This is a genomic window from Methanolobus sp. WCC4, assembly GCF_038022665.1.
Lineage (GTDB): Archaea > Halobacteriota > Methanosarcinia > Methanosarcinales > Methanosarcinaceae > Methanolobus.
In genome coordinates this window covers 2,508,517-2,528,132 of record NZ_CP150629.1, presented here as the reverse complement: position 1 = coordinate 2,528,132, position 19,616 = coordinate 2,508,517, and the positions used below count along the sequence as shown (strand labels likewise).

Annotated in this window: 19 protein-coding genes; 10 read left to right on the top strand and 9 right to left on the bottom strand. The window is 43.7% G+C overall.

The annotated features are described in order from the left end of the window. Positions 1-86 precede the first annotated feature (86 nt). Positions 87-947, bottom strand: a complete 861-nt coding sequence (locus V7O63_RS11910; RefSeq protein WP_340818771.1) for a helix-turn-helix domain-containing protein — start codon at positions 945-947, stop codon at positions 87-89. A gap of 259 nt (positions 948-1,206) precedes the next feature. Between V7O63_RS11910 and V7O63_RS11905 the strand changes: the two genes are divergently transcribed. From V7O63_RS11905 to V7O63_RS11870, 8 genes are all read left to right on the top strand, one after another. Beyond that, a complete protein-coding gene (locus V7O63_RS11905) occupies positions 1,207-1,401 on the top strand; it encodes a hypothetical protein (RefSeq protein ID WP_340818770.1) in 195 nt (64 codons plus the stop codon). 764 nt (positions 1,402-2,165) lie between these two features. Then, entirely contained in the window at positions 2,166-4,478 is a 2,313-nt protein-coding gene (locus V7O63_RS11900; RefSeq protein ID WP_340820843.1) for an RND family transporter, read from the top strand. 50 nt (positions 4,479-4,528) lie between these two features. Then, positions 4,529-5,602 (top strand): hypothetical protein, encoded by a 1,074-nt coding sequence (locus V7O63_RS11895; RefSeq protein WP_340818769.1) that lies wholly within the window; start codon positions 4,529-4,531, stop codon positions 5,600-5,602. Positions 5,603-5,606: 4 nt separating this feature from the next. Further along, complete coding sequence (locus tag V7O63_RS11890; RefSeq protein ID WP_340818768.1) at positions 5,607-6,719, top strand: hypothetical protein; 1,113 nt, start codon at positions 5,607-5,609, stop codon at positions 6,717-6,719. Between the two features lie 24 nt (positions 6,720-6,743). After that, on the top strand, positions 6,744-7,568 hold the full coding sequence (locus tag V7O63_RS11885) for a helix-turn-helix domain-containing protein (protein WP_340818767.1): 825 nt from the start codon (positions 6,744-6,746) through the stop codon (positions 7,566-7,568). 19 nt (positions 7,569-7,587) lie between these two features. Beyond that, the gene (locus tag V7O63_RS11880) at positions 7,588-8,631 is read left to right on the top strand and encodes a PGF-pre-PGF domain-containing protein (protein WP_340818766.1); all 1,044 of its coding nucleotides are present in this window, start codon (positions 7,588-7,590) and stop codon (positions 8,629-8,631) included. Positions 8,632-8,652: 21 nt separating this feature from the next. Continuing rightward, positions 8,653-9,759: an AI-2E family transporter gene (locus V7O63_RS11875; RefSeq protein WP_340818765.1), complete on the top strand. Its 1,107-nt coding sequence runs from the start codon at positions 8,653-8,655 to the stop codon at positions 9,757-9,759. 193 nt (positions 9,760-9,952) lie between these two features. After that, positions 9,953-10,648: a DUF169 domain-containing protein gene (locus tag V7O63_RS11870; protein ID WP_340818764.1), complete on the top strand. Its 696-nt coding sequence runs from the start codon at positions 9,953-9,955 to the stop codon at positions 10,646-10,648. Positions 10,649-10,716: 68 nt separating this feature from the next. On the opposite strand, the gene V7O63_RS11865 is transcribed toward V7O63_RS11870, so the two are convergent. Both V7O63_RS11865 and V7O63_RS11860 read right to left on the bottom strand, forming a co-directional pair. Next, positions 10,717-11,382 (bottom strand): MBL fold metallo-hydrolase, encoded by a 666-nt coding sequence (locus V7O63_RS11865; protein ID WP_340818763.1) that lies wholly within the window; start codon positions 11,380-11,382, stop codon positions 10,717-10,719. 11 nt (positions 11,383-11,393) lie between these two features. Beyond that, positions 11,394-11,966 (bottom strand): DUF1847 domain-containing protein, encoded by a 573-nt coding sequence (locus V7O63_RS11860; RefSeq protein WP_340818762.1) that lies wholly within the window; start codon positions 11,964-11,966, stop codon positions 11,394-11,396. Between the two features lie 461 nt (positions 11,967-12,427). Between V7O63_RS11860 and V7O63_RS11855 the strand changes: the two genes are divergently transcribed. Both V7O63_RS11855 and V7O63_RS11850 read left to right on the top strand, forming a co-directional pair. Continuing rightward, on the top strand, positions 12,428-13,747 hold the full coding sequence (locus tag V7O63_RS11855; RefSeq protein WP_340818761.1) for a GTP-binding protein: 1,320 nt from the start codon (positions 12,428-12,430) through the stop codon (positions 13,745-13,747). A 38-nt stretch (positions 13,748-13,785) separates the two neighbouring features. Continuing rightward, entirely contained in the window at positions 13,786-14,838 is a 1,053-nt protein-coding gene (locus tag V7O63_RS11850) for a GTP-binding protein (RefSeq protein ID WP_340818760.1), read from the top strand. A 35-nt stretch (positions 14,839-14,873) separates the two neighbouring features. Here V7O63_RS11850 and V7O63_RS11845 read toward each other — a convergent pair whose 3' ends face one another. From V7O63_RS11845 to V7O63_RS11820, 6 genes are all read right to left on the bottom strand, one after another. Beyond that, positions 14,874-15,347: an N-acetyltransferase gene (locus V7O63_RS11845; protein ID WP_340818759.1), complete on the bottom strand. Its 474-nt coding sequence runs from the start codon at positions 15,345-15,347 to the stop codon at positions 14,874-14,876. Between the two features lie 85 nt (positions 15,348-15,432). Continuing rightward, positions 15,433-15,855 (bottom strand): sirohydrochlorin nickelochelatase, encoded by a 423-nt coding sequence (gene cfbA, locus V7O63_RS11840; RefSeq protein ID WP_340818758.1) that lies wholly within the window; start codon positions 15,853-15,855, stop codon positions 15,433-15,435. Between the two features lie 551 nt (positions 15,856-16,406). Beyond that, on the bottom strand, positions 16,407-16,802 hold the full coding sequence (gene cfbA / locus V7O63_RS11835) for a sirohydrochlorin nickelochelatase (RefSeq protein ID WP_340818757.1): 396 nt from the start codon (positions 16,800-16,802) through the stop codon (positions 16,407-16,409). 287 nt (positions 16,803-17,089) lie between these two features. Next, positions 17,090-18,403: a formylmethanofuran dehydrogenase subunit B gene (locus V7O63_RS11830; RefSeq protein WP_340818756.1), complete on the bottom strand. Its 1,314-nt coding sequence runs from the start codon at positions 18,401-18,403 to the stop codon at positions 17,090-17,092. A gap of 2 nt (positions 18,404-18,405) precedes the next feature. Beyond that, on the bottom strand, positions 18,406-18,795 hold the full coding sequence (locus tag V7O63_RS11825; RefSeq protein ID WP_340818755.1) for a molybdopterin dinucleotide binding domain-containing protein: 390 nt from the start codon (positions 18,793-18,795) through the stop codon (positions 18,406-18,408). An 11-nt stretch (positions 18,796-18,806) separates the two neighbouring features. Then, complete coding sequence (locus tag V7O63_RS11820) at positions 18,807-19,616, bottom strand: formylmethanofuran dehydrogenase subunit C (protein ID WP_340818753.1); 810 nt, start codon at positions 19,614-19,616, stop codon at positions 18,807-18,809.

The window sequence follows — 19,616 nt, the reverse complement described above, 5'->3', positions numbered from 1 at the left end:
CTGTCAGAAGCGACCGGTCAGGTACGAATGAAGGCCAAAATAGACTGAGAAATCTAATGGAATGGTTTCATATGGTGATGGGATACTTATTCCAGCACAGTTCTTTCCCCTCTGGACCAGAGTTCATCATACTTTTTCTTTAGTTTTCCTGCATACTCCTTGTCGAACATCTTCATTTCCCCGAGTATTCCGCTCGGATTCAGGGGGTCAGGAATGGGTATGTACGCTACGTTATCATCGATGATCACAAAATCATAGTCACATTCAAGGATCCTTACTTCAAGATTCTCCTTTATCATTTTCCTGACGCTGGTATCATTTATCTGGGAGTATTTCTTCTTCAGGTGGGCTATGAAAAAATTCGCAGGCAATAGCATTTTTATTTTTATCCCTGATCTTGCAGCCCTGATGAATTCATCGGTAACAAGAGGGAGAATTAAGTCAGGATCTAATTCCTTGTGACATCTGCTCTTGTTTTCCATTGCTTCTTTTACCTTAAGGGATTTTACATGTCGTATCTCATTCTCGGTTTCATCCAGCGTGTTCTTTATGTTCTTGACAATGTCCTCCTCGCCGATGAGTGTTGACCAGAACTTGATCTCGGTGTGATCAGGATAATTGCTATTGGAAAAATTGTCCTTGAGTTCCGAGACTTTCAACTTGAAATTCTCAAGTTCATTTTTGCTGTCCTCTTCCTTTTTAGTGAAAAGGTTGTCCAGAGCAACCTCTGGTTTTATTGCCCTGTACTTTCTTGGTCTTGATCTCTGGAACTCTACAATTCCTATGTTATTGAGGTTGGAAAGTACTTCGTATATCTTTCCCACAGGTATGCCGGACTTTCGTGAGAGTTCCTGAGCACCCGTTATCCCCTCTTTAAGAAGGGTTGAATAAGCGGATGCCTCGTATTTTGTAAGTCCCAGATCCCTTAGTAAGCTTTCTCTGTCCATATTTTCACTATTGGTTGGTTTTTATTAGAGTGAAATGTTTATCATATATTGAATAAAACAACTATACAGATGTTTTTAATAAACATTTTGGATCGTCGACTCTCATTCGCTGGATGCAGCGAAAGCCATGGATCACTTCCAAACTTATTATGTATATTATATGAGTGTAATGAAATAGTTTATATCAAATGAATGAATAATAATACTTGACGATATATAGTCAAATATTACATTTGTATAGTCAAAAGAAGGCATGTATATGGAAGCCAATGTATCTAATCCGGCCAAAGATGTGAGCTCTGTAGGGATACTGAAAGAATATATCGGCGAATTGCCAATAAAAAATCTTGATTCAGAGTGGATCCGGAACCAGAAAGTAGACCTGGATTCTTTGATGGTTGACAGTCATCCCGGTTCTGGAAGAAACATATTATCACAAAAGTTCATCCGGTAATTCTCCTCTGGAAGTTTGTTCGGTTCTTTCGCAGACAGAACGCTGAACGCAAAATTATTGATTATCTGGCCTGTCAGTTTCCTCTCCTGACAGGCATCGATTCATTCATATCTGTATCCCTTTAACATCGTGGATACATCTGATAAGGATGTGTGTTACATATTTTTCCTCACAAGCAGCACTATTAAGAGCAAAACTAATATTTTCATAGCCTAACCTTTCGATAAATAGAAAGACTTAAGTACTAATCCTTCTTATTATGACCTGTGTACCATCAACAACACGTTTTCGTGTAGTTTAGTACCACCTATCCAACCCCCAAACGAGGCATCCTTTTCAGGATGTCTCAAACCCTGTTTTCTCATGGATCGAATTTTCCTGTTCAATTTGAATTCTATATAATCCGGCAGTCACATATCGGTGAATTTATATATCATACATGTGTTCATGCACACAGACATGTCGATATATAGTCAGGTACCTCTGAATATAGCAAAAAAATGTATGTTCAAAAATGACCTCCATACCATTTACAGCTGTGCTTTTTTGGCTAATTCGGTCATCGTTTCTACTTCACTTATAATCAATTTACTGGAAATATTTCACTTTTACCCGGTTTATTTAGGGGTAAAACCCTTAAATATCAATATCACAATTAAAACAACTAGTTAAGGGTTTTATTATTAAAATAAGAATAAGGAGAGTTAAACATTAAAAATATCTTTGAAAAACTGGGTGTTTTCATTGAGAACAATACGATACCTATCGTATTGATCACTGTGCTTTTCATGATAATATCATTTCAGGGTGCCCAGTACATAGGTATGGCATCAGGAACTGATACCTTTGTAGACAAGAACTCTCAACTATATCAGAATTTTGATCACCTTTATCAGAATCTCTTTGGTACTGAATCCATCGTAATAATGGTAGAAGGCAGTGATGTAACCAATCCTGAACTTCTCAAGGCGATGGACAGGGCATACGGATCAACGGTCAACATTCCCGGGGTGATCCAGGTAGTTTCGCCATCTTCTGTGATCAAAGAGGCAAATTACCAGATGACGGGAAGGAGTGAGATCCCTGATGATGAGACAGTAATTGATGAGATCATCAGCTCATCGGTCCCTACCTATTTCATGCCCGATGAGACTCATGCAACAATGACAGTGGTTGTTGAAGCAACAACTTCTGATGATACTAAAGAGGAGATCCTCAGGGAAACCAGGACTGCCATCGAGCTGGCCAATTTCCCCGGGGATTATACTGTGATCGTGACCGGTGATCCTGCATTCATGGTAGAGATGAACGAGGCAATGAATACCAGTATGGGTACTTTGCTTATGATCTCCGTTCTTCTCATGATAGTCGTTCTGTACCTTGTCTTCAGGCATGTAAGGTGGAGACTTCTTCCACTTCCAATAGTCATACTTGGTATCATTTTCACCTTTGGTGCCATGGGTTATCTGGATATTCCCATGACAATGGTCTCCATGTCCGCCTTCCCGGTACTTATCGGACTTGGTATAGATTATGCCATCCAGTTCCATAACCGTATTGAAGAGGAACTGGAAGAAGGCTATTCAGATGAAGAGGCAGTTATCGACACCATCAAACATACCGGTCCTGCAGTACTGATCGCACTCATAATAACAGCACTTGGTTTCATTTCACTGCTTACATCCACTGTCCCCATGATACAGGATTTCGGAAAACTCCTGATGATCGGAATTGTGATGTGTTTCCTGTCTTCATTATTCGTGGGAGTCACAGTACTATATGGTTTCCATAGGCTTTCGGAGAAGAATATCCTGGCAAAACTTGGATTGAAAAGTTCATCCTCTAACAAAAAAGCCTCCTCTCATGAAACCATTGAAAAAGGACCTGATCTCCTGGAAAAGGCACTCAAAGGCATATCTACATTCTCAATGCATCATCCGGTACTGATCATCGCTGTTGCAGCTTCCCTTTGTGTTGGCGGACTTGTCGCTGATACCATGGTCCCCATCCAGACGGATACTGAGACCTTTGTACCTCAGGATCTTCCTGCGTTGATAGACCTGACACATATGGCCGATATCCTGGGTGGTCAGGATCAGTTGAACCTGTTGATCAAGACCGATGATAACACAGATCCTGAACTGCTGGAGTGGATCGATGAGTTCTCGCAGCATGAAGTGGACGGAAGGAGTAATATCTATGGCTCGAGCAGCATTGTTGATCTGGTCAAGGCCCGGAATGGAGGTACAATTCCTGACAGTTCGGCAGAAGTTGCCATGGTATATGAGCAGCTATCTGAGACCCAGAGGGACAGTTATCTTCACGGGAATTCCATAATCCTGGTGAATCTGGAGATCGGCAATGCAATGAGCGAGCTTGGACTTATGGGTATCGGAGAACTTACCGATGTGGTGGAAGAGGATATACTGTGGATGGCACCACCTCCCGGAACCTCAGTAACTATAACCGGAAATTCCGTCGTCTTCGTTGAAGTGATAACCGCTCTGACATCCGGCAGGGTCATGATGACAATGCTTGGAATAGTACTGGTATTTGCAGGTCTGCTAGTGATATATCGCGACCTTTTGAAGGCTTTGACCCCGGTAATAACCATGATGGTGGTAGTAGGCTGGGCGGGAGGTCTCATGTACATCAGCGGTCTGGAGTACACACCGATGACAGCGACCCTTGGCGCACTTATCCTTGGTGTGGGTTCGGAATATGCCATCCTGATGATGGAGCGTTATTTTGAGGAAAAGGAGAAGGGTGCTGATCCCGAGCAGGCAATGGAGGAAGCCAGTGTGAAGATCGGAAAGGCTATCGTTACATCCGGTGCAACCACGGTCTTTGGTTTCTCTGCACTGATCGCATCGCCGTTCAGCATCACCAGCAATTTCGGACTGATCACAGTTATAGATGTATTCCTGGCTCTGCTGGCTACATTTGTGATATTCCCTCCTGTTATTGTCACACTTGATAAGTTCAGGGAAAAAAGGAGAGCACAGGCAGCAGGTTACAGTTCCAAAAGAATCGATACACATGAATCAAACACCATTCCGGAGGTTATAACCGCATGAATGGCACAATCAAAGAAATCAACAGATCAAAATTGTATATCATCCCCTTAGTGGTATGTGTTCTCCTCGCAGCTACTTTTGTGCTGATGCCTTCGGTAGCTGCAAAGGAATACCTGCCACCTACCTACGAATATACGAATAATTACTACAAGGCCTACGGGGAGCCTGACCTATATGCTTCGGTTCTCGGAGACACAGAGTTCGACCGTGGTGAGACCGCCCAGATAAAGGTCGTACTATCCAACAAAGGAGTACTTTACGGTTTCAAAGCCGACACGGTCATCGGTACTTCTGAAGGCGATCATCAGGTATCTCTCACAGAGTTACAGTATGAAACTCAAAGAACAACAGCATACGGGATAAAAGCAAGTCTTGTATCTTCCACCGACCTGATAGAGGTAGATGCTGCTACAAGCAGTCAGACACTGGATGAACTGCTTCCTGGCGACCTGTCCGAAGATCCTTTCACCTTCACGGTCACGATCTCGGACAATGCTCCTGCAGGGGTATATGTTCTGGAAATGCCTCTGAACTATGAATATGCACAGGATGTAAGAATGACAGATGGTGAGTCCATCAGACTTGGAATGCCGGATCTGGACCATGCGACCTATTACGAAACGGTGGAACAGACCATCCAGATACCTGTCATAGTCATGCCTGAAGCTAAATTCCATATAAGCAGTGTATCAGGGAACCTGACAGCAGGCAGCACTGGTACTGTCAATATAACCTATACGAATATTGGTGAGCTTACCGCAGAAGATGCAGTTGCAAGACTGATAGTAATGGAACCATTGAGTACCGACAGGTCAGTGAGGTCAATTGGTACGATGCTTCCTGGTGAAAGCAGGACCGTATCATTTGATATTACTTCTGATTTCCAGGCAGTTGAAAAGAACTATGGTCTTGACAGTGAAATCAAATATACTGATGAAGACGGTGAAACCGCTTTTTCTGAGAATATGAAGGTAAATGTTGACCTTAAACAACCTGAGAACCAGCTTAACATAACAGGCCTTGCAATTGCAGGACTTGTGGTTATGGGAATAGTACTGATTATCAAAAATAGAAGGAATAATGGATCGAACAGATCAAAGAGATCAGAGGATCGATCGGAGTGATCTTATGAAAGTTATCAATATTAAAAGAATAGTTACAGCATCAATACTGATGATGGTGCTCATGGCACTTCCGGTGCATGCTGATGAAATGACAACAGTGAACCTGGAACTTCCGGAGTACTTCAATTTCGATGACAACTACTATACTGTCTATGGTGGTCCTGATGTGACCGCGACCCTGATAGGTGACAATGAGTTCTCACGCGGTGACGAAGTAACTCTCAATGTCAATCTTATGAACAAAGGTGTTGTGACCGGGTTTGAGTCAGACGATGAAGCAGACGATAACTCCGATCTTGAACAGAAGATCCAGCAAACAGAAATGGGTTATGAGGCCCAGAGAACAACAGCTATCGGTATCGTTGCCATGCTTGTATCCGAAGACCCTAATGTCAGGGTGAAATCCGGTCCACAGGAAGCAGGTACCCTTGCATCCGGTGAGCAGACAGAAAGTCCTGTTGCCTTCAATATAGAAGTATCGAAGAATGCACCTGCCGGAGAGTATCCACTCAGTCTGCAGTTGTATTATGGATATCAGGAGAATGTCCAGATCGACGGTGACAACGAAACGGACCTTGGTATCACTAATATGGAAGTCGGACTATGGTATGCGGTCGGTCAGCAGATGCAGGACCTTACTGTTGTTGTAGAGGAAGAGGCTGATTTTGAAGTTGTCAATGTTACCGGTGAACTCGAAGCTGGCAGTGAAGGACTCCTGCGTGTAGTTTACAAGAATACAGGTGAAGAAGCTGTGAAGGATGCTACAGTCAGGATAAGCGCTGATGATCCGTTCAGCACGACCGATGACCAGTCCTTCCTTGGTTCAATTGCACCAGGTGAGACTGCAGAGGCAGTATTCAGACTGAAGGTTGATGAAACTGCTGTATCAAAGGTATATGCCATTAACAGTGAGATCAAGTACGAAGATACCGATGGGCACAGCCAGATATCAGACACCGTTAAGATCCAGACCGAGACCCTTCCTGCGGGTTCATCCGGATCAGGCATGGGCCAGTATATCGGGATCCTGGTGGTTGTAGTGATACTTGCTGTTGCGTTCGTAGGTGTCAGGAAGTTCATGGCTAATAAAGAAGGAAATAATGGAAAGGAAGAGTGATCCTCTTCTCTTTCTTTCTTATTTTTGTGGGAGGCAGATACTATTTCCATTCTTTTTATATCTCTTCAGAACCTCGGTTTCACATCATATGAAGCAAAGGTCTATGCAGCTCTTGTGAAGAACGAAAGTGCCACGGTATCAACGTTACATCTTGATTCCGGTGTTCCTAATTCTGCTATCTATGGTACTCTTAAAAAACTGGAAAAAAGAGGCATCATCGAATTCCAGAATACAAAACCGATGCGTTACAGATGTCTTCCTCCTGAGGAAGCGATCGCAAAACTAAAAACTAACTATGAGGGAGAATGTGCTGCGGTCCTCTCAGAGCTAAAGGGGATGTATGGTGTTTCCACTGGTGAAAGGAATGAAGGCCCGGTCTGGACCATCAAAGGTGTCAGGAACGTCACCGATAAGGTCATACAAATGGCCAGGGGTGCTAAAAAGGACATACTGGTAATGAGTTCATCAACACCTTTCCGTATACTTGCAGAACAGTACCCTTCCCTCAAAAAGGACTATGCAACGATCACTGGTATATTCAATAAGAAGATCAATGATGAATGTGTCAGTGTAAGGTTCATCAGTTCAGACGAGGAAGAGGCAAGAAGGCTCTGTGATCTGGTCCCTCTTGCATCTGTCAAAGTGAATTCTGCAAGGGATACATGCATGGACCTCAAAAGCTTCGTAATAGTTGTGGATGGCAGCGAGATCATCGTAGAGATCCTGAAAGAGGAAGATGGGGAAACCGACCTTACGGCTGTATGGGCCAGCGCGGGGGAATTCTCTCAGACCATATCCCACCTGCTTAATGCTAAATGGGAGACCTCAGAGAACTATGATAGGTCCTGACAATCATTCAGGTGTTCTTATGACAAATTATCGTACATTCCTGTTCATTTTCATTTTGATCATGCTTATTCTACCTGTGTCGGCGTCGGTCAATGTAACCTTCTCTCCTGATGAGGGTGTAATAACCTCAAGACTGGACCGTGGACCGGAGTTCACAGTGAATGTGAGCAATACTTCAGATATATTCTGGTACCTTGATGATGAACTCATCAGTACTTACAATGATGTGAATTATTCAAGTTATACTCCTGACATTTCAGAAACAGGCAATTATAGTATCAAAGTCAATGTTTCCAGTGTCAATGGGGCCGCATCAGGCCAATGGTACTGGCTGGCTACGGCCACGCCTTCACAGATAATGTCCGATGGAAGCAGTGGCGGAAGCGGTGGATCATCGGGTTCTGTGTCCACTGGTGAGGACTATGGGAACATCGCGTTGAAAGATGTGCAGATGAAGATCGTTAACAAAGGCAAGACCATATCCTACACATTCCCGGAGAGTTCAAACCCCATAGATTCTGTTGAGTTCGTTTCCTCTGTCAACTCCGGTTATGTGAAAACAACCATCGAGGTCCTGAAGGGCAGGTCATCTTCTGTATCGAAGAACCCTGATGATGCTGTATATTCTTATTCTAATATAGTTCTCAGCAACCTTGCTCTTGAGAACAGATTGACTGACATACGTATCGTTTTCCACGTGGATACGGAATGGATCGATGAGAATGGTATAGAGGTTGATTCCGTAAGACTGAACGTGTTTGATGGGTCCGGCTGGAAAACATTCCCTGTCAGGGTCATTGATGAGAATGGGCATAACTTTACCTTTGTTTCAACAACCACTGAGTTTGGCAGTTTTGCCATAACAGGTAAGGCCAGTGAAGACCAGGATGGTGATGTGGTGGTTATTGACATGGGCGGTGATGCAACAGATCCCTCTTCATCAGATGATGATGGATTTGGTGGAAATGCCGATACATCAAAGAACGAAGAAGAGGACGTATTGGCATCTGTCCTGCGTTCCATGACAGAGCTATTTATAAAAAGAAACCCAGTAAGTAGCTAAATGATCCTGCAGGTATGAAGTATGGCATTGACTACCAATTCCAGAGTATGGAGCATAATGCTCATCGTTTTTACATTCCTGAGCGTGTTCTTTGTGGTGCTGTTCCATTTTGAGGATCTCTTCATCGTGCTTATTATTGGCAGCATCCTTGTACTTGTGACAGACAGGATTCTTATGAAATTCAATGAACGCTTCGGACACAGGTCATTGTGGACCCGGAGGATATATGCCATGACATTTTTGGTTCTGGGTGTATTTCTGGTGTATTTGTTAATGGTGGGTCAGCTCTCAGATATGAATTCCCTTGTAAACTCACAGGAAGAGTATGAATCAGGCATAACGACACTTTTTGATACGTATGGTGGTTATTTTACATTCACAGGCCCCACCGGAAATGGGGATATGCCTGAAGGTATGGAAGGAACTCCTGGGGCTGCACCTAATGGAACTGCCGCTCCTATAATCTCAGGGGAGGACATGAGGTCCATTGGTGACTATATATTCAGTTTCTTCTCCTCATTGATATCAAAGCTGTCCTTTTTCCTATTCACAGGTCTGCTTATCATACCCATGATGTTCCGCCTGTATTTCTCGAAGAAGGAATCTATGCTCAATGAGTTCATTGGATTCTTCCCTGTGAAATATCAGGACTGTGTCAGTTCATCAGCATCCGATATCGGAAAAAGGCTCGGTGATTACTTCTCTGCCAAGATCCTTGAAAGTGTCATTGTAGGGGTGATATGTTGCATAGGCTTCTATCTTGCAGGTATCAATGGATGGTTCTTCCTTGGATTCATTGCAGGTCTGCTCAATATCGTGCCCTACATAGGTCCGGTGGTTGGTGCCATTCCTGCGGTGATAGTTGGTTTCATTGTAAGTCCTACTACTGCATTGCTGGCAGTGGTCACCGTTATCATAGCCCAGCTTGTGGACAATCTCTATCTGATTCCCTATATGATCTCGGGCAAGGTTGCAGTGAATCCTTTGCTCAGCATCCTGCTCACGCTTATTTTTGCAGACATGCTGGGTGCTCTGGGTATGATACTCGCTATCCCTGTCTATATTGTCTATAAAGTGGTACTGACCGAGTTCTACAATGAATTATTGAAGATATATCCTGATGAGTAAGGTGGGTTCCTGCCTTTGTTCCTTTTATAATGATACGTCTCATCTTTACTTTTACCGGCATGTTAACGATGTGAACAAAATATGGCGCAGTATGGCGTTTTCTTCCTGATTGATAGTAAGCTTGATATAGCAGTTGTGCATACTATATGCACACACGAAAAACGATTCTTTTTCTAATAAGGAGACTTTCGTTATGAACACAGAAGATATTCAGAGATTAGGCGAAGAGCTTAAAGAAGTACTCAACATTAACACCTCTCCTGTCGCTGTCCACCTTGTCAAGTCCGACGAGGAGATCCCTGCGGACATCCCACATATTGGTGATACCACAAGACACTGTCAGATGGTCGACAATGTCAGAAGACTTGGAACCCAGTTCTATGCCACACTTGAGGACCAGATGTGCAAGGGTGGTGCTGCTGTGATGGGTCTGACCGAGATGAGCCCAAAACTGAAGTCCGGAGAGGTATATTACAACCTCAATCACTTCAACACACTCGAATCTGCGAAGGCCACCATGGACAAAGTGCCAATGGTCAAGGCAAATACCATCAGAGCTGTTATCTACGCTCCTCTTGAGAAGGCTACCTTCATGCCTGATGTGGTCCTTGTTATCGCAAAACCAAAGACAATCATGGAACTCTCGCAGGCATTGCTCCACAAACCCGGTGGACGTGTCAATTCAGGCTTTGCAGGTAAGCAGAGTGTATGTGCAGATGGTGTTTCATATCCATACCTTACAGGTGAGGCAGGAGTAACAATTGGTTGCAGCGGAAGCAGAAAATACACAGAGATACAGGATGAGGAAATGATAATGAGTATTCCTGTTAACATGCTCGCTGATCTTGTTGATTCTGCAAAGTCAATGTTCGGCTCTTACGCCTGCTGATAATTCTCTTTTGAGTTCAGCACCTTTAAGGTGCTGGATAATTCTCTTTTTTGCTTTGATCCAGAATATTAGAGTTCAATGGAATATCCGGCAGATATATTCACAAAACCTTTCGGATACATTTTCCTGATGACATCCTTATGTGATGTGCAATGTCCTGCTCCTATCAGTTCCATGTCTTTGAACACCCCGTATTCCTGACTGTCGTGCAAACCACCGATTATTCCGGATATCTTTCCAAAAAGGGATGCAGCTTCTGTTATGGATAAAAGTCCGGGATGTGCACAGCCTGTAACTATGTAAAGGCCGTTTCCCGACCTGAGAATAAGTGACTGTTCTTTTATCTCTTTACCGAGTTCCCCCGTAGTGTAGACATCTTTGCAGATCTCGCCGGGATCCTTCACTCCGTAAAGCTTTCCGGTGATCCTTGATGCTATCTCTCTTTTCAGCCTGGATGAAAATGAGGATGGTGCGTACACATCGATGTCCGGGTTACTGGCTAAAAAGGTCGGCACACCCCCGATGTGGTCCCAGTGCTGGTGGGAAAGGACAAGTGTATCGATACTTGCAGGATCAATGGATAATTTCTTCATATTGGCAAGAAGCATATTACCATCCCATCCTGTATCGAAGAGGATGTTGTTATCCTCAGTTCCTATCAGGCAGGAGAATCCCCATCCTTTTTGCAGGCCTTCTCCTGCTTCATTATCATAAACAATGGTTAGTCTCATCATAAGGCCTCGTTTCATTCATCAATCCCGAATCTCTTTTTCAGGTAATAGCCTGAATAGATGCCTCCTGCAGGATTATGGGCAAGCACCCTGTCCTTTACAATGAAAGTGGTCACAGGGGCGGAAGAATGCTGGGTGAACAGAATATCGTGCCCGATGCAGAGTCCGATGATGATATTGAGTTGTGTTCCTTTCTTCTCAAGGATCATTGCCTGGCCTATGGGGTTACATGTAGGGTCAAAGGATTCCGGATGCAGTTTTTCCAGTCCGTAGTTCTCTTTATCTATTGCAGATACCTTGCAGCAGACAGAGAACACCTGGAAATGCTTCTCCAGTATCTTCTGTGTGACCTCCGCTTCCTTTTCCATACCTACACAAAAAGCAAGTCCAAGTCTTTCATATCCCATGTCCCTTGCGTACAGGATGATCTCTTCAAGTCTTGTCTTTTCCATGTAGTGTCGTGCTTCTATTGCAGCTGATGTCCTCATGGACCTGAGTTCTTCACCTTCATAGGCTATACCGTCGGTTATGTCAGCACAGTCCTTGCCCTGCCGGCACTCTTTATCATCACAACATGCACATTTCATTCGTGGACCACCGGGTTGATTGATATTATCTCTATGGAGTTCAATATTCTCTCATATGGGATAAAATATGTGGTCATTTTGTTTTTGAGTTGAATCTGATCATCTTTCTCTTTTCAACAAGTTTGTATCTGCGATATATTCCTGGGTATTTTTAGGTATTTTTAGAACTTATATTGGTATACATGCAAATATAGTTACTTTTTAAAATTATGTTTCTGAATATATTATCGCTACAAATACTGTTTCTATGGGGAAACTACATTTAAGTATATGTTTCAATATATATTTTATAGCTTATTTCATTCTATTCTCTTTGATTGATTTATGAAAACATTATCAATAGCTCTTATAATCATTCACTCTTTATTTGGTACTATTTTTGGATATAACCCAACTTTATAAAAACGTTTTTATGGTATAACGTGATACTATTTTCTAACTGCATTCAAGGAGGATATTAAATGGAGGCAATCATCATAGGAGGCTTTTTAGGAAGCGGAAAGACAACAACAGTGATCAACGTAGGCAAGGAACTGGCTGAAAGGGGTAACACGGTTGCGATAATAGTGAACGAGGTCGGTGAGGTAGGCATTGACGGGGACCTGATATCAAAATACGGACTTGATACAAAAGAGATAACGAACGGATGCATCTGCTGCACGCTGAAGATCAATATGAAAACAACGCTTACCGAACTTTACAACTCATACAATCCCGATTATATTCTCGTGGAACCATCAGGGATCGCATTTCCAAATCTTATCAAAAAGGAACTTGAACTGATGGACTTCAGGGACAAGTTAAGGGTTGCACCACTTGTCACACTTATAGACGGCAGCCGGTTCAAAGATATTATGAAGTCGGTCAAAGTATATGCATTAAGGCAGATAGAGGATGCGGAAATACTGGCCATTAATAAAACCGATCTGATCGAACCTATAAGAGTTCCCATACTTGAAGAATCGGTCCAGCAGTTGAATCCGGAAGCAAAGGTCATCAAAATGTCTTCAAATAAAGGGGACAAAGGTTTCAGTAAATTAATGAAAATGATTGTCCCTAACCTCATTGCAGAAAAAATTGCTGAAAAAGAGGCTGCTTTTGAACAGGTGCATACGGAAGAAATTATTCAGCAGGAAGCAGGACATGGTCACGATGAACATCATCACCATGGTGACCACCACGACCATGATGATCACCACGATCATGGACACCGTCATACACACTATGATAGTGAAAGTTCAGGACTTGCTTCATATGCAAACGACTACAGGATACTGGAAAAAGATATTGATTCAGAGCTTGCAATGGAGATCGCTATGGAAATAGCCAGGAACGTTAAGTCAGAGGTCATTGGATTCAGTCCTGAATTTGTCGGCCATTTAAAAATGTTCCTGGAAACTTCAGCAGAAACTGTGAAAATAAGTGTAACATCACATTCTGAAGAACCTGCAGTCAATATAATACAAACAGCTGTACATTCCGGTCCAAGATTTAAGATCCTGACTGCTGTTTCCGGCATGCATGAGGACGATCTTGTGCACCTTGTAGATGAAAATGTTGAAAGGTCATTTGCCAGCAGGGACATGGTAACGCAGCGCCTTCATGACCCTCATGATCACGACCATCACCACGATCATGACGATGACCATCATCATCACAGTCATGACCACCACCATGGACATGGGCACAGGCATTTGCATGAAGAGGATGATGCCATGGATGATATCTACGATCATGACCTGACCGCTTGCAGCACAGGAGATAGTGACTGTCTGCTTTGATCATTAAGCGACCCTGATCATTCAGTAAGGAGGATTACATGAAAATAGTTATTGTCAGTGGTTTTCTTGGTAGTGGGAAAACAACTTCTGTTATCAGGATAGGGAAATACCTGCAGAACAAAGGATTGAGTGTATCGGTGCTTGTGAACGACATTGGGGATGTGGGTGTTGACGGGCATGTTATCAGTGAGAATGGACTGGAATCAAAGGAGATTCCCAGGGGTTGCATCTGTTGTACCCTGAAGTATGCCCTCGAGGGAAATATAGCACTGGTGCAGGCACAATATGACCCTGACATCCTCCTTATTGAACCTACAGGAGTTGCATTTCCGCTAAGGATCAAAGAGCAGATCGAGAAGATGGATTTCGGACCAGAGGTCAGCATGGGTCCGATAATAGGAGTGATCGATGGCAGTAAATTCGAAGACCTGATGCAGCACTCCGGTGATTCAATTACAAAACAGATAGAGAATGCAGATATTGTCCTGCTTAACAAGAAAGACCTGTTAAGCACACCTAAATTGTCTGAATTTGAAACTACCATACAAGAGATAAATTCAGATGCTGAACTTCATTCTCTGTCACTGAAGTGGGATGATGGTTCATTCATGGGTTTTGCAGACTCACTTTTCAGAAACCTGATGGATAACGATCAGGGGATGAGCGACGGGATCACAAGATCAGAAAAATCACTCCACGCTGATTCCTGCACTCCTGAAACGGATGAGTTCAATCACTTCAATGTGAGCAGTTATGCAGATTCTTATTCTATAAGCAGTTCCTCTGAGCTGGGTCATCTGACTCATATGGCTCTGGAGCTGATGGGAAGCATCAAGAAAAGTGTTATGATGTTGAACCCTCGATTCCTGGGACACCTTAAAATGTTTCTTCACACGGGGTCTGTAGCTTTTAAGGTCAGTATTACCTCCTACCAGGATCGGCCAGAGATAGAATATCTCAGCATCGGAGCCAATGAAGATGGAAAAATGACAGTATTTGCAGCAGTGACTGATATTGCACGCAATGATATTGCGGACATAATAGAAAGTGCTGTCAGTTCAAGATCGGACCAGTTTGGAATTGTTGCCTGAGATCAAATGTCCATGTGGAGCTTCCCATTAAAGAATTAAAGGCCATTACCTCCATTCTGGTCGAATTCAATGGCTTTTAATTCTTTTTTCCATGACATTACATATTCCATAAAGCCTGAATCCTCATTGGGCTGTTCTTTCTTTACTATAAAACCATTTTTCGTGTAAAATCCAACAGCCACTTTATTTTCTGTGTAGACTCCCAGTTCAAGATTTGAATAAAGTGACTTGCAATGGTCCAGTAGTTTCTGTCCGATCCCTTTCCCCTGATACTCTTCCTGAACGAACAATGCACCAATGAAATGGCCATCGATCACGCCTATAAAGCCTCTGGTCACGTTATCTTCTATATAGACAAATGTCTTAGATATCGGCAGATATTCCTCTTTGACAACACTATAATTTGATATCCAGTATTCTTCAGGTATGAAGCTGTGTGAACTGATATTGGTCTTAAGCCAGATGTCCATTACGACATCTATTTCACAGTTTTCCAGTTCCTTGATCATGTATTTTCCATCAATGACTAAAAACAGGGTATTTTCATCGACTCAAATAAAATAAGAAAAGAAGGGATTGTGCCAATGGCACAACTTAAAGAGCTTCCTGAACTCTCTTGAAGATGAGGTCCGCAATAAGCCTGTCACTTCCAAGAGGCTTCGCATAGGTGATCTTCACCTTCTGTCCGTCGAACTCGACCTCTCCTTCGTTTGTCTCAGGGTCAAGATCAAGGAACTCGGGGATGTCCTCGGTGAGGTGTACTCCCGATGCCATGAATATAGGAGCTGCAGCTATTTTTGTCACACCTGTACCTTCAAAGGACATTAGTGCCTCTTTGACCTTGGGTTCACTGTGCTCTACAAAGCCCACCTTGATGATATATTCAGGATGCTTCTCTGCGATCATGTTAGCGATCGAAGTGACTACCTGATTGTTATATGGTAATTTGCTGCCGTGCCCAATAGCCAGAATTCCAATTTTTTCACTCATAGTATACCTTCTTTTTGAAAATATCATTAGTAGGAAAGTATATATCTCTTTGCAAAAGAGACAGACTTTACTTGCAATCTATATGGGATATTAGGAGATTCTTATTTGAATGGCTCATAAGGTTGTGTATGTCTGTCATTATCGCAATTATTGATCTTATGGGGAATAGCGCTGTTTTTATGTGCTCGGTATGTAGAAAATAAGTTGCAGTCAACCAATTATCTTATTCACCTTTTCGGAATGTGCCGGCTTCGCCGGACCCTTCGGGATGATCATAGTTATTCATGAGTTCCTATTTGGCAAACTTGTTATTTGTTCTTGTGTTTCTGATAGCTCAACAAAGGATTATCCAAAAACAAAAAACAGTGCAACCATCCGCCGCAGGCGGTGCGTTCCTTCACTGACATCCTGAAAACTAGTGAAATAATGCAGTTATTGAAAATTGCCGAGTTGAAAGACGGAATTTACATAGATCCTGCATAATCAAGATCCTTAAACAATTCCTGTTGCAAGATAAAACGAAATATTCCCTAACAGGATAATAAAGCTAAAAAAGAGTACTGTGTCAATGACACAGCTTAAAGGACTTCCTGTGCTCTCTTGAAGATGAGGTCTGCAATGAGCTCGTCGCTTCCAAGAGGCTTTGCGTATACGATCCTGACCTTGTTTCCGTCAAGTTCGAGCTCTCCTTCGTTTGTCTCAGGGTCGAGCTTGAGGATCGCAGGGATATCCTTTGTGATGTGGATTCCGGATGCAAGGAAGACTGGTGCTGCAGCGATGGTTGTTACTCCTGTTCCTTCAAAGGACATGAGTGCCTCTTCTACGGTAGGCTCGCTGTTCTCCATGAATCCTGCCTTTACGACGTACTCAGGATGTGCCTCTGCGATCATGTTAGCGATCTCTGTGACTACCTGGTTGTTGTATGGTAATCTGCTGCCGTGTCCAATAGCTAAAATTCCGATTTTTTCACTCATAATGTAACCTTCTTTGTAAAATGTAGTAATATTCTCAATAGTATTTGTGTTACTAACGGGGGTAGTAGGGTGGTTATGGGATATAATGGTTTTGTCTTCTATGTCTGTATTATCTACTTTTGTATCAGGTTCTATGAATCCCTTACAGGTAAGAAATACACAGAGCAAGCTCCTCAAGTTCCTGCAGAATTATAAGATTTCAAAAAAAGTAGATATATGAACGCTATCCCGGAAAAGGCAAAACCTTCCCTTATGATAACGTCCACATCGAAGTTCTAGTTTTAAGCTTATGCTTCCTTCTTTGCCTTTACCTTTGCAAAGAGCTGCTTGAGGGTGTCCTCGTTACTCTTTGTTTCAGGGAATGGGGAATCTGTGAATGGTTCGAAGTATACAGGTACATTGTCGAGCCTGTAGAACGTACCGTCACATTCCATAGCATCAATGACACCAGGCAGAACTACATCTGCTGCTGTTGTTGATGGGCATGGTGCAATGTCGAGGCAGATCATTGGAATATCTGCGAGGTACTTTGCAGCATCTGCCGGAATGTGGTTCACAAGATCGGCGGACATGATGAATGCTGCATCAACATCCTTCTCCCTGAGAAGGTCCACACAGGTGGTCTCTCCAGGGTTGTACCTTGGGTATCCCTTCATAAAGTCAAGACCGAATGGGTAACCGTAGAGGTAGGATGCAAGCTGGTTGAATCCTGCTACGTTACAGTGACCTCTGAGAGCACCGATGTTACACTTGGTGTAGTTGTTCATCTCCTTGACGAAGTTCAGTGCGATCTCAATGTTCCTGTGCTTACCGTATGATGATGACACACCAAGACCTACGTAGATAGCAACGAAGTTTGCTTCCTTCATCATCTCGACTGTCTGCTTCATTGAAGCGATCGGGATTCCTGTGATCTCTTCAACGGATGGGTGTGGTTCCTTTCCGTTGAGGATGGTGAACAGTGCGCTGAGAAGTTCGTAGTCTGAACTTGGGTTAAGCTGAAGGTGAAGGTCTGCTGCAGCAGCGGTAGGGGTTACCCTTGGGTCCACTGTGATCATTGTCCTGTCGAACCTTCCTCTCTTAGTCCAGTAACCTCTTGGGAACACACCATATTTGGACATGTGCCTTGGCATGGACTCCAGAGCATTGACACCCCAGTATACGATCATGTCTGCCCTGTTCTTTGCCTGACCGGCGGTAGCTCCTACCATACCGGATTCCTGGATACCCATGACAGTTGGTCCGTGGCAGATGGTTGCGTTGGAGTCTGCAGGTGCACCAAGATATTCAGCAATGTGAAGACCTACTTCCTGTGCTTCACAGGATGTCTCACTTCCAAGGAAGAACATTGGGCGTTTTGCATTCACGAGAATGTCTGCTGACATCTCAAGTGCTTCTTCCCAGCTGACGTCCTTGACCTTGCCGTTCTCTCTGATGGTTGGCTTCATGATCCTGTGTGAGCTCACGACTTCGTGGAACTTTGCGTTACCCATCTTACATGCGTTCTGAACGTCGATGGTGCGGTTCTCTACATCAAGATCGACCTGAACGTCGTCACATGAACCTCCACATACTGGACAGATGATGTTCTTAAAGACCATTATTATTCACCTCCCATGTACAGCTTCAGGACAACTTCCTCGGCGCTGAGTACCTCTTCATCAGTTGGTTCTACTGTAACAGGAGCTCCCTTATAGCGTGGTGAACCTGTTGAGAATGTGTCTGGCTCAACGACAACATTAGCCCAGATGGACCTTGGTATGAATACCTGTCCTGATCTCATTGCCTCTGTTACCTTTGGGCGAACTGCAATTGTGTGCTTTCCGTCCCTTGATGTCACTGCTACTTTCTCAGGGCATCCAAGGCTGGTGTAATCCTCTGCGCACATCCAGCAGACTGCACATTCTTTTGTGTAATCGTCGGAATACTTGTTGCCGCCTTTGGCAAGTCTTCCTTCATCAATTGTACTTCCTGTATTGAGTAATGCTTCCATGAATAAACACCTCACAGACACTCGTTACTGTCACAGGATACGTACATTGTTCCCTTTCCTTTCTGTGGGATGGCATAGTCGCCTGTGAACTTCTTGTATTCTCCGGGGCATTCGATGTCACCGAATTTGAGATCGGACTCAACATCTTCCAATGTAAATCCTGGTGTGAATCTCTCAATGCATCCACCGATAACGATGGTACCACCGGTCATCTCTGCTCCAACGGTCCTGAAAGCGTTTCCTTTCACATAGATCAGACCGCTGCTTATGCGGATACCGCAGAAGTGCTTTACACTGCCGCCGATGATGATCTCGCCACCGCTGAGACCGCCGCCTACCTGGCTTACTGCGTCACCGTCTACGGTGATACGTCCGCCGGTCATACCCTTCCAGCTACCACGGTATGCGGAGCCGAGGTGGTCCTTTGTGTTACCCTTGATGTGAATGGAGCCGCCTGACATTTCCATTCCTACCCATGAGTCTGCGTCGCCTTCGATAATGATCTCGCCGCCGCTCATTGCTGAACCCATGTGCATTCCTGCACTGCCCTTGATGAGGACCTTACCGGCTGTCATTTCCTGTCCTATGCGCTTTACTCTTGGGATATCTCCATCTACAATGATGGTGGTGTCCTCTGCTGAGCTTCCTCCATTACCTTCGACTGAGAAATAGTCGGAAAGTGGGTACTCTGCAGGACCCTGCCAGACGAGTAATTTACCTATCTCATCAGCACTTTTTCCGGCAAAGTTGTCAGGTGTGACAACCTCTGCCTCAACAGTAAGGTCGAAATTCCCTATTGGTTTTAAAGTTACATCTGCCAT